Source organism: Pyrobaculum calidifontis JCM 11548 (assembly GCF_000015805.1).
Taxonomy (GTDB): Archaea; Thermoproteota; Thermoprotei; order Thermoproteales; family Thermoproteaceae; genus Pyrobaculum; species Pyrobaculum calidifontis.
This window is the reverse complement of sequence record NC_009073.1, coordinates 1-14,260: the sequence shown is the minus strand read 5'-3', so window position 1 is coordinate 14,260 and position 14,260 is coordinate 1. Positions and strand designations below refer to the sequence as shown.

Here is a 14,260-nt window from a genome sequence, read left to right as displayed (position 1 = left end):
AGCGCCGCTGAGCCACCTTTAAAAATTAACTCCTTACTTCAACCTCCTCTATAAACCTAACACGCCTCACCTCTGGAAAACGAGTAGAAACTTCTGAGACGTACTGGAGAAGAATACCACCAATCCGCTCGTAGAGCAATACCTCGGCTGGCAGTTGCAGTGTTATTACATCGCCTTCAACAGCCACCTTGACCTTCTCCTCAGAAATCCTAGGCAAATACAGCTTTAACAGAGCCAACGCCTTCTCTTCCACTGTAGTTAGCTTCTTTACTACACGTCCTCTGACAATAAACGCCTTGCCGGCCAGCGGGTGGTTGAAGTCTAACACCACGCGTCCTCCCGAGATCGACACCACCCGCGCCCGTTGCCCCTCGTACTCCACAACATCGTCTACCTGTGGAACAATGCCGTGGCGGTGGAATTCCCTAATAGAGACAACCTTGACCTTGTTCGGGTCTCTTACTCCATAGGCCTTCTCAGGCGGCACCTCTACCTCGAAGTCTTGCCCCTCGTCTATGGACAGCAAGGCGTTCTCCACCGGCTCCCAAAGTTGCGTCTCGCCCAGGACGATGAGGCGGGGTCCGTACACGTTCTCGGGCCTGTAGATGCCGGCCTCCTTGGCCACGGCCTCCACCGTCGTCTCAACTACTTTGTTGTCATCTTTAGACACCACCGTGTAGTCCAGAAGTATGTAGTCGCCCTTGGACAGAGGCATAGCTACGCGGCTTGCTCAGCCTTTTCCTTTGCCTTCTGCCGTTTCACAAGTCTAGTAATGTATCCAGCCACTTTGTTGCGCACAGTCTTGCTGGGTATATCTGCGAGCTCGGCCACCGCCTTCTTGTTTTCTTTAAAGCTCTCGGTAAACCTGTCGGGGTACGCCTCTAAAAGCTTCTCCGCAAGCGACTTTATAAACTTCGGCTTCACGCGACCCATGGCGCACCACCCACGACCCGGTATATAAAGTTTAACCCTCAGCGTACCGTGAGCTCGCCACCTCTCGGGTTAGGTGCATTTCATCACTACGCCTAGAGGCACCTCTGCATATAACTCTTCGCGCCTTGTGCCTCTGCTGGCTTCAAAGGTTACAGCAGAGCCATACGCGCTCCGCGACTATGTGGGCGGTCCTAGCGGTGATTGCGAAGCGATGTGTAGGTACACGGGCAGGCGTGGCGATTGTGAAGCTGGGGTCTACTTTGTCGATTTGCCTATCCCTAGGTTGGGGCATCAAATTTATAAACGATGTGCATTACCGCGCGTATATGGGTAAGCGCATTTTGGTACAGCGGCGCGGAAGAGGCGGCTCGCAGTTTAGGTCGCCCAGTTGGAAGCGGGACGGCCCTGTCCGTTACCCTCCTAACATCTCGGGGAGGGGCATTGTCGTAGAGATATTACATGAGCCAGGCCTCAATGCGCCTGTGGCGAAAATCAGAATGGAGAATGGGGTCGAGTTTTTCAACTACGCTGCTGAGGGCCTCTACGTAGGGCAGGTAATACAGGTGGGCCCCGACGCGCCGCCCGCCGTGGGGAACGTGTTGCCGCTTGGTAAAATTCCGGAGGGTACCATGGTGTTTAACGTTGAGAAGCGGTTTGGGGACGGGGGGAAGTTTGCCAGGTCTGGAGGTACGTATGCCCTGGTAATTGGTCAGAGGCCTGAGGAGAATAAGACAATTGTCCGTCTTCCCAGTGGCAGAGTGATTGAGGTTGACGCAAGGGGTAGAGCTACGATTGGCATTGTGGCTGGCGGAGGGAGGGTTGAGAAGCCGTTTGTAAAAGCTGGCAAGAAGTACCACAGGGCTAGGGCTAAGTCTTGGAAGTATCCGACTGTGAGAGGCAAGGCGATGTCGCCTTATGCCCACCCGCATGGCGGTGGGTCTCACCAGAAGGGCGGCACGCCGGTTCCAAAGACCGCGCCGCCTGGCCAGAAGGTCGGGTTTATTGGCTCGCGTTGTACTGGCAGAGGCTGTGTAAGAGCTAGGGCTCAGCAGAAACAGTAATGGAGAAGAGAAAGGACGACCACATCCACTTAGCTTATTCTGACGTTTCTCAAGTAGGCTCGCCTTGGTTTGACGAGGTTCTCCTCATCCACAACGCTCTGCCCGAGCTTGACTTGGCGGATGTAGACCTCTCGGCGGATTTCCTGGGGGCTAAGGTGAGCGCGCCTTTTGGCATCGGTGCAATGACTGGAGGCACAGAGCTCGCCGGTAAAATTAACGCAGAGCTCGCCAAGGCAGCTGAGGAGTTTGGCATCCCGATGTATGTCGGCTCTCAACGTGTTGCGTTGCAAAATCCCTCAGTTAGGTGGACTTTTGAGGTGGTAAAACAACACGCCCCCACTATCCCCAAGGTGGCCAACTTGGGCGCTCCCCAGCTTTCTGCGTTGCCTGAGGAGAAGGTGGTGGAGTGGGTTGTGGAGGCTGTGGAGATGATTGACGCCTATGCTGTAGCGATTCATCTAAACGCCGCGCAGGAGGTGGTTCAGCCCGAGGGGGAGCCGCGGTTCCGCGGCGTGTTGGAGAAAATCAAGCTTGTCAAGAGGGCGGTGGGGAAGCCCGTTATTGTGAAAGAGGTGGGCAATGGAATATCTAAAGAAGTGGCGGAGCGCCTCGCTGGAGTTGTAGATGCCATAGACGTGGGCGGGCTGGGCGGCACCTCGTTTGTGTCTATTGAGGGGGCTAGGGCGCTGGGGGCTGGCCTAGAGCTGTATAGGCGTATTTCCGAGGTTTTTAAGACGTGGGGTATACCCACTGCGGCCTCTATATGTGAGGTTAGGTCTGTCTTTGGGGGGTATGTGATAGCCTCTGGCGGAGTTAGAAGCGGACTTGATGGGGCAAGGGCTCTGGCTCTTGGGGCGAACTTTTTTACAATGTCTCAGCCTCTGCTAAGAGCTGTCTTAGATGGGAGAATTAGGGAGGAGATCAGCGCCGTCTTGACGGAGCTCAAGGTTGCTATGTTTTTGGTGGGCGCTAGGCGGGTCTCCGACTTGGCCAAGGTCCCCAGGGTGTATGGCCCTAGGCTGAGGGAGTGGATTGAGCAGAGAGGCCTCCGTTGTTAGCTTTATTAACTGCCACATAGTGATTTTTGGTGTCGTGTCCAAGATGTGGCTCTAGGGAGATAATGTTGGCGCCCAGCGGTGAGTTTGTGTGTAAAAAATGTGGGCATAGGTGGCCTCTGCCTCAAGCGGACTTGACGTGGGCTGAGCTGGAGATAAAGAAGGCGAAGCTCTTTGAGAAATATATAGATGAGCCCATTGAAGAGTGTAGCGAATTGCTCTCTAAGCTTAGGCAAGAGCTCGATGAAAAGAGCGCCAGGTTGCTGGCGGGGAAGATACTGATACAACGTGCGGAGAGGAGGAAACTGGCGCCGGCGGAGTTAGAGAAGTTGTATGCAGAGGTGGAGAAGTGTTGGGGATGATAGTCGACGTTTCAAAGAAGCTCGACGTGTATAGATATGCGAAGGCTTCAGTGGAACTCGGGCTCAGCAGGTGTAATACGGTAGTTGCGGCTAAGGGCGCGGCGGAGGCCTACCGCCATTTGCCGTTCTTACATCCAGTGCCACTCCGTGCCGGCGCAACGTGTAGAGGGGGTAGGCTGTACGTGGAGGGCGTCGCGGAGTGGCAAACCGGTGTTGAAATGGACGTGCTTTTCGGCGCCTTAGTTGGGGCAGTGGCTTCGGGGGCCGTGGAGATGAGGAACATGTTAGTTGAGGCAAAGGTGAAGGGATCTCCCGTGGAGATACAAGGCGAGTTGCAAGAGGCCCCATTTGAGCGCCGTGGAGATCTGTCGGCGAGGGCGTTTGGGAGACTTATGTTGAAGAGCCTTGAGCTCGTGAAAAGGCCTGTCGAGAAGGGGCACCCGCTTTACGCGGCACAGACTGCGGCATCTCTAAGTTCTAAGAGGTTCTGCGAAATTGTCGGTGGCGTTTGTCCAAAAATTCAACACTATAAGATCGATATAGAGGTAGTCGACGCGGTGGAGGTGCGCGTGGAGGTGAAGGCTAGAGACGTGTCGCCGGCTCCAGAGGCCCTCTTCTCGGCGGGGGTTGCCCTTTTGACTATATGGGACATGTTGAAGAAGTATGAGAAAGACGAAGCGGGGCAGTATCCGCATACTAGAATTACGTCGATATCTCTAGACTAACCGATTTATATTGGTAAGATCTACGTCTTAATGATCCCAAGGGAGATTAAAGAGGTTTTAGACGTCGTCTTGCGCCACAATAGGTGGAGGAGGTGGGAGACTATAAACCTCATCGCGTCAGAGAACGTGATGTCGCCTCTTGCAGAGATTTTTTACATAAATGACTTCGGCGGCAGATACGCCGAGGGGACAATTGGCAGTAGGTACTACCAAGGGACGAAGTATGTTGACGTGGTTGAGGAGGCGTTGGTGAAGGAATTCGCCGAGGTCCTTGGCGCAAAATTTGTGGATGTGAGGCCAATTTCTGGCACAGTGGCCAACCTGGCTACGTACTTTGCCCTAGTGCCAGAAGGGGGATCTGTGGCGTCGCTTCCCATTAGATGCGGCGGCCACATTAGCCATAGCAACGTGGGCGGGCTAAAGGCGTTGAGGATAAAGACTGTGGAATTGCCCTGGGACTTGGAGAACTTCAACGTCGATGTAGACGCCGCGCGTAAAGTTCTTGAGGATAAGCGGCCAAATCTCGTAATACTTGGCGGCTCTCTCTACTTATTTCCACACCCCATCAAAGAGGTTGCCGAAATAGCCAAAGGTATTGGGGCCTACGTGCTACACGACTCAGCCCACGTCCTGGGGCTAATAGTGGGGGGCGTCTTCCCAAATCCCCTCAGAGAGGGGGCCGACGTAATTACGTCGTCTACTCATAAGACTTTCCCAGGGCCTCAGGGAGGTCTCATAGCGACCAATCTAGGTGATGATGCAAACGGCCAAATTCAGAAGGCTGTATTTCCAACATTTACATCGAATTACCATCTTCACCGCTACGTGGCCACATATATAACTCTCGTCGAGATGAAGCTGTTTGGACACGAATATGCGAGCAGAGTTGTGGAAAACGCCAAAGCCTTGGCTGAGGCCTTGGCCGAGGAGGGCGTCACGCCCGTGGCCGAGAGACTCGGCTTCACGAAGACGCACCAGGTGGCAGTTGACGTGTCAAAGTACGGCGGAGGCGACAAAGTTGCAGCGCTGTTGGAGGAGGCTAATATCATAGTGAACAAAAATGCCCTCCCCTGGGACAGAAGCGTGGTAAAGCCAAGCGGCATTAGGATTGGGGTCCAGGAGATGACTAGGTTTGGCATGGGGAAAGACGAGATGAGGGAAATAGCCAAGTTTATTGCGAGAGTTTTACGCGGCGAGGACCCAGCCTCGGTTAGACGCGACGTAGTAGATTTCAGGAGGGGGTTCGTGGAGGTGAAATACGGCTTTAAGGCGAGCAGAGAAGTGATAGAAGAGGTATTTGCATCGCTTAATCTGCTGGCTTAAATACACAGAGTCCGCCCGCCGTCAATTAGTATGAGCGACCCACTTATATAGCTCGCTTTATCAGAGGCTAGAAACGCCACTAATTCGCCTATCTCCTCCGGCTTGCCTAGGCGGCCCAGCGGAATTTCCGCTGCTATTTCCCTCAGCACATCTTCCACAGACCTCCCCTCACGCTGGGCTCTGGTGGACGCCACTTCTCTTACGCGCTCCGTGTCTATGTATCCTTGCATAATACCGTTGACTAATATATTGTATTGCCCCAGTTGATATGCCAAGGTTTTGACCAGACCTGCTAAAGAGATGCGGATTACGTTGGAGAGTGTAAGCGTGGGTATCGGGTGTTTTAGAGTGCTGGAGGTTATATATATGAGCCTTCCTCCACCCCTCTGTATCATGTGCGGCACTACGTCTCTGGTAAGCCAGATGGCGCTCATTAGGAGGAGTCTCACCCCGTATTCCCAATCCTCTTCGCTTAGCTCTAAGAACGTCCCCGGCTTGGGGGGGCCTGTGTTGTACACCAACACGTCTATTTTGCCAAAGTTGCGGAGGGCCTCCACCGAGATGCGCCTCACCTCCTCTCTTACAGTCAAGTCGGCTTTCACTGGGACTACGGTGACGCCGTATTGAGACGAGAGTCTTTTTGCAAGGTCTTCAAGCCTTGCCTTGTCTCTGGAGGCTATTACTAAGTCGGATCCCTCGCGTGCTAACACGGACGCAACGCCTGCGCCAATTCCCCTACTTGCCGCTGTGACTATGCTTACCTTTCCTTTTAGTAACATATGGAGATTGAGGTGGGACTATTTAACTCTGACGAAGGTATATCGCTTACACACATCTCTAATTGGGCATATGTCACACTTCAATTCTTTACAGTACTTAATTCCTATGTCATAGGCGCCCCTCTCAAATAACACCGGGTCTCCACTTACCTTTCCCACATATCTCACGAGGCCTCTTATGCTTCCCAGTCTGAGGACTACGTCGTTGCATTTTCCTCCCCGTTCTTGGCAGAGGATTCTCTTTGCTATTCTGGCTTTCACTCTCTCCGCCGTTATACTCTTGACATCTTCAAAGGCGCCTGATCTTATTGTGACAAGTGTTGTGTAAATATCTCCATGGAGTAGATATTTACGATGCTCCTGGGTATATGCTATACGTATTGCTAGGGGTATATTTGTCTCATGTATGAAAGTTCTTAAGAACAGTTTTACACCTCTCCCCACTCTGTTCCCCCCTTCATCTCTAAAAATAATTTTTCTAATATCTTTTTCAAAGTTTAAAATTTTTTTCTGTTTAATTATCCATAAATTAAGTGATTTATATTTATTCAATATTATATTAATGGCCCTTATGGTGCCTGATACCACCTCATTTGCGACTTCTCTGTCTACAACTTCTTCTAACGCTCTTCGAAGCTTGGATGCGGAAAACACGTCGTATACATATCTTTCATAGGCGTTTGAAAACGTGGAAAGCTCAGCCGCAGTCAAATTTTTGTATTTGTTTAAAATTGATAATGATATTATATAGATGATCAATAAGTCAAGATTCTTTATGTTTGAAATATTTGCAATAAATGTGTCTAAGTCGTTTTTATATGTGCTTGCTATAGACCTTATTTGTTCCACCATCATGGAGTAGGTGTGCGGCAAAGTTTCAACCACTGTGTCGCGTATCGATGCGCCATGTTTTACAATTCTTCCACGTATCTCCTCTGCTGTAGCCACTGGCTTATTAAGTTCCATTTATAAAGGCGCATGGACGAGTTAGTAGAGGCGGCGAAGGCTGTTTTAAACAACGCCTATGCGCCCTACTCCAAGTTTAAGGTGGCTGCGGCCGTGAAGACTAGGAGTGGGAAAGTTTATACAGGCGTAAATGTAGAAAATGCATCGTACGGCCTCACCGTGTGTGCAGAGCGTGTCGCAATATTTAAGGCAGTCTCTGAGGGCGATAGAGACATAGAAGTTGTGGCGGTGTATGTAGACGCAGACGAGCCCGTGGCCCCTTGTGGCGCGTGTAGGCAGGTAATAGCCGAATTTAATCCAAACGCCCTAGTGGTAATGGCCAGCCGCAACAAGGTCAAAACAGCGAGACTTAGCGAATTACTGCCAATGGCGTTCACAGGAGAACGCCTGCGGTAGCGCGTAAGAGAAGAGTATTTATAATGTAGCCATGGAGAAGCTGTGGAAGGGCACTTATACTATGAGACAGTGCCCACAGGCATAGAGGGTCTTGACACAGTGCTCGGAGGGGGGTTTATCAGGGGGAGGACATACCTCATATCTGGCGAAACAGGTACTGCAAAGACTTTGACCGCGCTTACGTTTTTAATACAAGGCGCCCTTAAATATGGGGAACCCGGCATATACATCTCCGTAGATGAGACATATGAACAATTTGTAGAAGGCGCGAGGAGATTTGGCTGGGATATAGAGGAGCTTAGGGCCAAGGGCCTCTTGGAGGTGCTTGTGCCAGAGATGGACATTGTAGAGAGAATTAGAGAAAAGGACCCCACGGCAATTGCGAAATCGCTTGTGGCCTCGATACGGGACTATGTGGCGGCATTGGGGGCTCAGCGGCTGGTCATAGACCCAATAGCTCCTCTGGTTTCGCTTGACAAAGACGTGCAAGTGCTTAGGGAGTATATCAGGGTGCTGGTGATGAGCATAGAGAGGGAGATAGCGACTACTAACATCATAACTACCGAGATTCCCTCCGGCTCAGGAGCCATCAGTAGATATGGCGTAGAGGAGTTCTTAGCCACGGGGGTATTCATCATGGGCATAGCTAAGACGCGAGATGGAGCCTTTAAACGTGTCATGTTTATTAGAAAAATGCGCTGGAGCCCCGTACATCCGGGGATTTATGAGGTAGAAATAGTGCCGAAGGTAGGGGTGGTTGTCAAAGGCCAAGTCCGAGAGCCCATGGTACCTGTGACGTATTTACCGACTATTTGACGTATAAAAATCGGTGGGTTCTACCTCGTCACATCTCAGCACATCCCGTCTTCGTCATATTACTCACATCTTCTATATTTTGTCTGCACGACTTTATTTTTGCTTTTTCACGTATACGTGGCTGAGGAGCTCTCTCTTTATATTAGAAAGGGCGGTTTAGTAATAAAGAAGGAGATCATCAAGAGTGGGGGCAAAGTGGCTGGAGAATATCTATACGTTAGGCATGGGCTATTCGAGGCTGAGGCTGAGTACGACGTAGAGGACGGCGTATTGTACTACCTGCAGATATGTTGGTTTAAGCGGTGTTTTATATGGTACGATGGAGAGCCAGACGCAGCTCCCCCCATGCAACTGTTGAAGAAGACAATCGCCGTGTTTAAAGAGCTATCTGGGTTTTCCAATGTGGCGGCCGTCGTGGTTAAAACCATCGCCTCATATATCCGCCGATCTTCACGACTCAGATCCTCTGACCCCGCTCATCTAGGCTCATGTGGTGCCGGCTTTAAAAAGATATAAAGCTAGCAACGACTTTGGCATATGCGTAGTGGAAGTGACGTGAGGGCCATCGCCGAGGCCATCATTAGATTATTACAGGAGCGGGGGGAGCTGAGTAGCGCCGACATAGCCAGAATTCTTGGAATTAAAAGGCACACTGTGACTGCAGTGCTCACGCGTCTAAGAAAAGAGGGGGTTGTCGAATATATAGGACAGTGCTACGGGGGCAGGCGGTGTAACACCAAGTGGAAACTTAGAATTAATTAGTTTCAGTGCACTCTCCCCCGACTTATTTATACATGGCAGAAATTTAACTTCTCGCTCGTCAACCAGTCGTGAAAGGCCTATGTGTAGTGGCTTGGGGGAACAGTAGGTATGTGGTAGATTGTTCTCCCTCATTTCTCCTGAGCTTGGCAACCAAAATTGCAGAAGCGGAGAGCGCCTCGTACATAGATGTGTATCGACGTATTTTACACAGCCTCAACGCCGAATATGACAAAGCGAGAATCGCCGTGGAGGATATACTGTCAGAGAAGGTGGAAAATATTTAAAACTTGACTGTAGGTGCGGCGATGGCATCGATCTTCGGCGAGCAGCTGCCTAAGACTAGTCGAGTGGAGTACATAGGCGACGTCCCAATAATTGAGGAATGTCCCAGAGAATTAAAGACGCTCGACGGGAACCCAATTCTGTTGTTTGGCAAGTGGAGCTTTGAGGACGTCGTCGTTAGAGACCCTGGGCTGAGGAGGTACATATGCCTAAAGCCCGTAGTTCTTCCACATACCGAGGGGCGCTACCAAAAGCGTAGGTTTGGAAAGGCGCACATTCCGATTGTCGAGCGTCTGGTGAATTTATTAATGCGGCCTGGGAGAAATACGGGGAAGAAACATAAGGCGTACAATATAGTTAAGAGGGCATTTGAGATAATATATTATAAGACTGGAAGAAATCCTATACAAGTATTTATTGATGCTATTATAAATACTGCGCCGCGGGAGGAGATAACAAGGATTATCATGGGCGGCATAGCCTACTCAGTGTCTGTGGACGTGTCGCCTCAGAGGCGTCTAGATCTTTCGCTGAGGTGGATCACAGAGGGGGCTAGACAGTGCTCCTTCAACAACCCTAAGCCAATTGAGGAGTGTCTAGCGGACGAGATCATGGCCGCCGCCGCCAACGATCCCAAGAGCTATGCAGTTAGGAAGCGCGAAGAGCTTGAACGTATAGCTGCAGCATCTCGTTAAACTGTTTTTAACTCAAGTAGTTCTACTGCCATGAGTGAGCTTTTTTGGTTTGAGAAGTATAGGCCGCGTAGTTTTGAGGAGGTGGTGGATCTTGAGGAGGTTAAGGCTAGGCTTAGGGAGTTTGTCAAGGCGGGGAATTTGCCGCATCTCCTCTTCTACGGGCCTCCTGGCACTGGGAAGACGACGATGGCCCTGGTCTTGGCGAGAGAGCTGTATGGGGAGTACTGGCGTGAGAACACCCTCGAGCTAAACGCCTCAGACGAGAGAGGAATCGGAGTAATAAGAGAGCGAGTAAAAGAGTTCGCCAGAACGGCGCCCGTGGGAAAGGCCCCCTTCAAACTCGTAATACTCGACGAAGCAGACAACATGACCTCAGACGCCCAACAAGCACTACGCAGAATAATGGAAATATACGCACAAAACACCAGATTCATACTACTAGCAAACTACGTAAGCAGGATCATTGACCCAATTATTTCACGTTGCGCCGTCTTCCGCTTTTCTCCCATGCCGCGCCACTTAATGGCAGAGAGGTTACGGGAAATTGCGAGGTCCGAGGGCGTTGAGCTTAAGGACGACGCCATAGACCTAATCTACGAGATCTCTGAGGGGGATATGAGGAAGGCTATAAACCTGCTTCAAGTCGCCGCGGCTGTAAGTAAGGTGGTTGACGCAAACGCGGTGGCCTCTGCGGCCGCGGCTGTTAGACCCTCTGATGTGCTTGAGCTGTTTAACTTGGCCATGGGCGGCGATTTGGCTAAGGCGCGGGATAAGTTGAGAGAGCTTATGTACATAAAAGGCGTAGCTGGCGTCGACTTAATAAGGGTATTTCAGAGAGAGTTAATAAGGATGCAACTAGACGACGACGTTAAGGCCGAGGTTGCCGAGTTGCTATCTGAAGTAGATTATAGATTGACGCAGGGTGCCGATGAAGAAATTCAATTGATGTACTTTCTCATGAAACTTGGATCCATTGGCAAAAAGATAAGGGTTGCGCCAAAGAAGAGATAATGCCAATACCTTGGGTGGAGAAATACCGCCCCAAGAGTTTTTCAGAGATTGTAAACCAAGAGGAAGCCAAGCAGATTTTGGCCTCGTGGATTTGTACACGGTTTAAAGCTCCGCAGGAGTTTTGCGCCCGTTGGGCAAAGCGGAGAGACAAAGAGATAAAAGAGGCTAGGGCTGTGCTCCTATGGGGCCCCCCGGGCATTGGAAAAACAACGCTTGTGCACGCCTTGGCTAAGGAGATCGGATATGAGCTCGTGGAGCTTAACGCAAGTGACGTAAGAACAGGCGAGCGGATTAGGCAGGTGGTGGGCCGCGGACTTAGAGAGGCATCTCTCTTCGGATACGCGGGTAAAATCGTCTTATTTGACGAAGTGGATGGACTACATGTAAAAGAAGACTTAGGGGGACTTGAGGCCATACTTAACCTAATAGAGACGGCCAAAGTGCCAATAGTGCTAACTGCCAACAACCCATTTGACCCCAAGCTACGGCCGCTCCGCGACATCTCCCTAGTGGTTGGGCTAAAGAGGCTCTCCGAGGACGAAGTAGTTGAAGTGCTCAAGAGAATTTGTGCCAGCGAAGGTGCCAAGTGTGAAGAAGAGGCTCTTAGAAGCTTGGCCAAATCCTCCTACGGCGATTTGCGGGCCGCAATAAACGACCTACAGCTGTACTTGGCGGGGCGCAAAGTTTTAACAGTTGACGACATAAAGAGGGCGGGGGAGAGAAACCCCCAGCTTTCTATGTTTGAAATCTTAGATAGAGTATATAAGGCGCGTTGGTTTGACGAAGCACGCGCCGTCTCGTTTAACCCATCTTTTGACTGGGAACAATACTTCGTGTGGGCTCTCGAGACAATTCCCATAGTTTATAAAGACCTAGAGGTCATGTCTGAGGCTTTTGACAGATTAAGCAAAGCAGACATGTTTATAGGAATAGTTAAACGAACACAAGAGTGGGAACTCCTGTCATATGCAATGGAGCTTGCACTAGGCGGAGTTTCTCAAGTCAAAAATAAGCCTCGCCTACCGCCGTTTATTAGATACGGGTTTCCCCAGCGACTACTTCTCTTGGCCAAGAGTAAGGAGGCCCGCAGACGCAGAGAAATGGTTGTAGAATATCTCGCTAGAAATTTACATGTGTCAAAGGGACTGGTAAATGCTGAAATATTTTATGTACTATCTGCTCTGGCTAAGAAGGACGATCATGTAGTTGAGAGACTTGCAAGAGCGTTGGGGATAAGCCCCATTGACATAAAAAATCTACTATAGAGTTGTATCTTTATAAGTAGCCTCTAGGTATTCTTCCATTTTGGCAAGCGCTTTAGCAAGCTCTATCACATGTGTTTTATTACTAAGCTTCACCAACCTCAACCGTCCTATACGCCGCTCTTCTACTATTCCATATCTCGAGAGAACCCCTATATGTCGCATGAGAAGTCGGTAGTTTGTACCTAGTCTGTGGGCCAGCTCTGTAGTGTGTAATTCCCCATATTTCCACAAGGCTAATATTACTCTAACACGCAACCCAGATCCCAGCACAATCTCTATCATTGTAGCTCCTCTCTAATAAGCTTCGTAACAACGGCCTCTAACGTATCCAGGGGTTCCGATCCTATGGAGATAAGAGTAGTACGCCCCCGCACCCCCTCCCCTCTTTTGTTTAACCGCGTCTCTACGATCCCCTTATCTCTCAAATCGCTTAGATATGTCCATAGCTGTGTATGCACTCTCGGCTTCTCATCAAATTCTTCACATATCATCTTATACATATCTTCAACATCGCCAAAGGTAACATACGGGCTGTTTGTGCTTTTCAAAGCTCTTACTATCGCCAGTAGGAACAACTTCTCATGTAGAGAAAGACCTCTAAGCACCTCCTCCGAGACTCCAAAGAGAACCTCCTTGGTTGCCCTCCTGACGTCCTCAGGCGTTATTTGCCTTCTCCCAGATTGCTGGGCGATATATGCCGAGCGGTATAGTATATCTATGGCAAGTCTCGCATCCCCCTTGCTTGAGTCTAGGGGGCTTTGTGCGCCAGTTAAGTCTGCTATCATTTGTAGAACCTCGTCGCTGTAAGCGCCAGGGGCAAGCCCCATCTGCGCCCTCTCCAGTATTATGTCAAATATCTGGTCCCTGGTGTAGGGAGGAAAGCGTATTACAAACTTGCCCATAATCCCACGCGTTGAAGGGTCTAAGTTATTGATCATACTGTCGCTGTGGCCAACAACTGCCAGCGCAATTCTAAATGCGCCAAGCCTGTCGGACTCTTGGCCTAGTCTTATAAATGTCGACAAGACGTCTGCGGAGAGATTAAAGGCATCATCCAATGCCAGGAATATGTAGAGGTCTCTCTCGCGTAGATGTTCTATGAGTAGTGAGAGAAATTCGTCTTTACTGAGACCCCTCCTCGGAAACGGGATATTTAACGACTTTGCAATTTCTCCTATAATAGTGCTAAAATTTCTATATATAAAGCAGTTTATATGAACAAATTTTACATTTGTCTCATTTTTTATAGTAGACCAAAATCTACGTAATGTGGCAGTTTTGCCTGTGCCTGGTCTTCCTAGAAGTACCACACGCGGATAGTGACGGCCAGGATTACGGAGCCACCCACCGAACAAGGCGTCTAGTTGCTGGATCTGTTCTTCTCTGTGCGGAAGTCTCTCTGGGACATAGCTGGGGGAGAAGACTGCCTCATCAATTATGACCATGTGCATATGGACAATCCGGCTTAAAAACTTTCAGTCTACTATAGTTTAAGAGGACCACTGAAAACTGAAAGTTTTACTAAACTCTACTTTTGACAAAGTAGAGATCTCCTATCTGAATTACGCGACACTCAGTACAACTAGGCTTACTAGTACTTACAAAATCAAATATTTCTATATTTTTAATTAATTTCTCAAAGTATTTTAATTTTAAACATTCATGCAAATAATCAATGCTTGTTCGAATATACACCCTGCTTGGAGAGAGAACACGGCACTCAACCGCTTGGTCGTAGTAGTAAAGGCAGTCGCATAAGTCTCTAGCAACAATCCGCTCCTTCTTTGGCACAGTTATAACGAGGACATGTGCGACGCCCACGTATATTA

The 14,260-nt window shown here is 49.8% G+C and carries 20 protein-coding genes; 13 read left to right on the top strand and 7 right to left on the bottom strand.

Going from position 1 to position 14,260, the window contains the following annotated elements; all coding sequences use genetic code 11:
- Positions 1-25: 25 nt before the first annotated feature.
- Together PCAL_RS00100 and PCAL_RS00095 are read right to left on the bottom strand one after the other, a co-directional pair.
- A complete protein-coding gene (locus tag PCAL_RS00100; protein ID WP_011848717.1) occupies positions 26-715 on the bottom strand; it encodes a peptidylprolyl isomerase in 690 nt (229 codons plus the stop codon).
- Between the two features lie 2 nt (positions 716-717).
- Positions 718-933, bottom strand: a complete 216-nt coding sequence (locus tag PCAL_RS00095; RefSeq protein ID WP_011848716.1) for a 30S ribosomal protein S17e — start codon at positions 931-933, stop codon at positions 718-720.
- Between the two features lie 326 nt (positions 934-1,259).
- On the opposite strand from PCAL_RS00095, the gene PCAL_RS00090 reads away from it, so the two are divergent.
- The 5 genes from PCAL_RS00090 to glyA are packed head-to-tail and all read left to right on the top strand — an operon-like array spanning position 1,260 to position 5,459.
- Entirely contained in the window at positions 1,260-1,994 is a 735-nt protein-coding gene (locus tag PCAL_RS00090) for a 50S ribosomal protein L2 (RefSeq protein ID WP_011848715.1), read from the top strand.
- Positions 1,994-3,052, top strand: coding sequence for a type 2 isopentenyl-diphosphate Delta-isomerase (gene fni, locus PCAL_RS00085; RefSeq protein WP_011848714.1), 1,059 nt, complete (start codon positions 1,994-1,996; stop codon positions 3,050-3,052). The genes PCAL_RS00090 and fni overlap by 1 nt, the downstream gene beginning before the upstream one ends.
- A gap of 29 nt (positions 3,053-3,081) precedes the next feature.
- On the top strand, positions 3,082-3,411 hold the full coding sequence (locus PCAL_RS00080; protein WP_193322741.1) for a TFIIB-type zinc ribbon-containing protein: 330 nt from the start codon (positions 3,082-3,084) through the stop codon (positions 3,409-3,411).
- The gene (locus PCAL_RS00075) at positions 3,408-4,136 is read left to right on the top strand and encodes a cyclic pyranopterin monophosphate synthase MoaC (protein WP_011848712.1); all 729 of its coding nucleotides are present in this window, start codon (positions 3,408-3,410) and stop codon (positions 4,134-4,136) included. Before PCAL_RS00080 ends, PCAL_RS00075 begins: the two co-directional genes overlap by 4 nt.
- A gap of 30 nt (positions 4,137-4,166) precedes the next feature.
- Positions 4,167-5,459, top strand: a complete 1,293-nt coding sequence (gene glyA, locus PCAL_RS00070) for a serine hydroxymethyltransferase (protein ID WP_011848711.1) — start codon at positions 4,167-4,169, stop codon at positions 5,457-5,459.
- On the opposite strand, the gene PCAL_RS00065 is transcribed toward glyA, so the two are convergent.
- Both PCAL_RS00065 and PCAL_RS00060 read right to left on the bottom strand, forming a co-directional pair.
- Positions 5,456-6,238: an SDR family oxidoreductase gene (locus PCAL_RS00065; RefSeq protein WP_011848710.1), complete on the bottom strand. Its 783-nt coding sequence runs from the start codon at positions 6,236-6,238 to the stop codon at positions 5,456-5,458. The genes glyA and PCAL_RS00065 overlap by 4 nt on opposite strands.
- An 18-nt stretch (positions 6,239-6,256) precedes the next feature.
- Positions 6,257-7,186: a hypothetical protein gene (locus PCAL_RS00060; RefSeq protein ID WP_193322740.1), complete on the bottom strand. Its 930-nt coding sequence runs from the start codon at positions 7,184-7,186 to the stop codon at positions 6,257-6,259.
- Between the two features lie 30 nt (positions 7,187-7,216).
- On the opposite strand from PCAL_RS00060, the gene PCAL_RS00055 reads away from it, so the two are divergent.
- From PCAL_RS00055 to PCAL_RS00020, 8 genes are all read left to right on the top strand, one after another.
- Entirely contained in the window at positions 7,217-7,600 is a 384-nt protein-coding gene (locus tag PCAL_RS00055; RefSeq protein ID WP_011848708.1) for a cytidine deaminase, read from the top strand.
- Between the two features lie 42 nt (positions 7,601-7,642).
- The gene (locus PCAL_RS00050; RefSeq protein ID WP_011848707.1) at positions 7,643-8,416 is read left to right on the top strand and encodes an ATPase domain-containing protein; all 774 of its coding nucleotides are present in this window, start codon (positions 7,643-7,645) and stop codon (positions 8,414-8,416) included.
- A 117-nt stretch (positions 8,417-8,533) separates the two neighbouring features.
- Positions 8,534-8,932: a hypothetical protein gene (locus tag PCAL_RS00045; RefSeq protein ID WP_011848706.1), complete on the top strand. Its 399-nt coding sequence runs from the start codon at positions 8,534-8,536 to the stop codon at positions 8,930-8,932.
- Positions 8,933-8,953: 21 nt separating this feature from the next.
- The gene (locus PCAL_RS00040) at positions 8,954-9,178 is read left to right on the top strand and encodes a winged helix-turn-helix transcriptional regulator (RefSeq protein WP_011848705.1); all 225 of its coding nucleotides are present in this window, start codon (positions 8,954-8,956) and stop codon (positions 9,176-9,178) included.
- A 68-nt stretch (positions 9,179-9,246) separates the two neighbouring features.
- Complete coding sequence (locus PCAL_RS00035; protein ID WP_011848704.1) at positions 9,247-9,462, top strand: hypothetical protein; 216 nt, start codon at positions 9,247-9,249, stop codon at positions 9,460-9,462.
- 21 nt (positions 9,463-9,483) lie between these two features.
- A complete protein-coding gene (locus tag PCAL_RS00030) occupies positions 9,484-10,155 on the top strand; it encodes a 30S ribosomal protein S7 (RefSeq protein ID WP_011848703.1) in 672 nt (223 codons plus the stop codon).
- 30 nt (positions 10,156-10,185) lie between these two features.
- Complete coding sequence (locus PCAL_RS00025) at positions 10,186-11,166, top strand: replication factor C small subunit (protein WP_011848702.1); 981 nt, start codon at positions 10,186-10,188, stop codon at positions 11,164-11,166.
- Positions 11,166-12,431 (top strand): replication factor C large subunit, encoded by a 1,266-nt coding sequence (locus tag PCAL_RS00020; protein ID WP_011848701.1) that lies wholly within the window; start codon positions 11,166-11,168, stop codon positions 12,429-12,431. The genes PCAL_RS00025 and PCAL_RS00020 overlap by 1 nt, the downstream gene beginning before the upstream one ends.
- Here PCAL_RS00020 and PCAL_RS00015 read toward each other — a convergent pair.
- The 3 genes from PCAL_RS00015 to PCAL_RS11760 all read right to left on the bottom strand — a co-directional run bounded on the left by PCAL_RS00015 (position 12,426) and on the right by PCAL_RS11760 (position 14,252).
- A complete protein-coding gene (locus PCAL_RS00015) occupies positions 12,426-12,713 on the bottom strand; it encodes a winged helix-turn-helix domain-containing protein (protein WP_011848700.1) in 288 nt (95 codons plus the stop codon). The genes PCAL_RS00020 and PCAL_RS00015 overlap by 6 nt on opposite strands.
- Positions 12,710-13,882, bottom strand: a complete 1,173-nt coding sequence (locus PCAL_RS00010; RefSeq protein ID WP_011848699.1) for an ORC1-type DNA replication protein — start codon at positions 13,880-13,882, stop codon at positions 12,710-12,712. The genes PCAL_RS00015 and PCAL_RS00010 overlap by 4 nt, the downstream gene beginning before the upstream one ends.
- A 70-nt stretch (positions 13,883-13,952) precedes the next feature.
- Positions 13,953-14,252: a DUF3195 domain-containing protein gene (locus PCAL_RS11760; RefSeq protein WP_011848698.1), complete on the bottom strand. Its 300-nt coding sequence runs from the start codon at positions 14,250-14,252 to the stop codon at positions 13,953-13,955.
- Between the last annotated feature and the right edge of the window lie 8 nt (positions 14,253-14,260).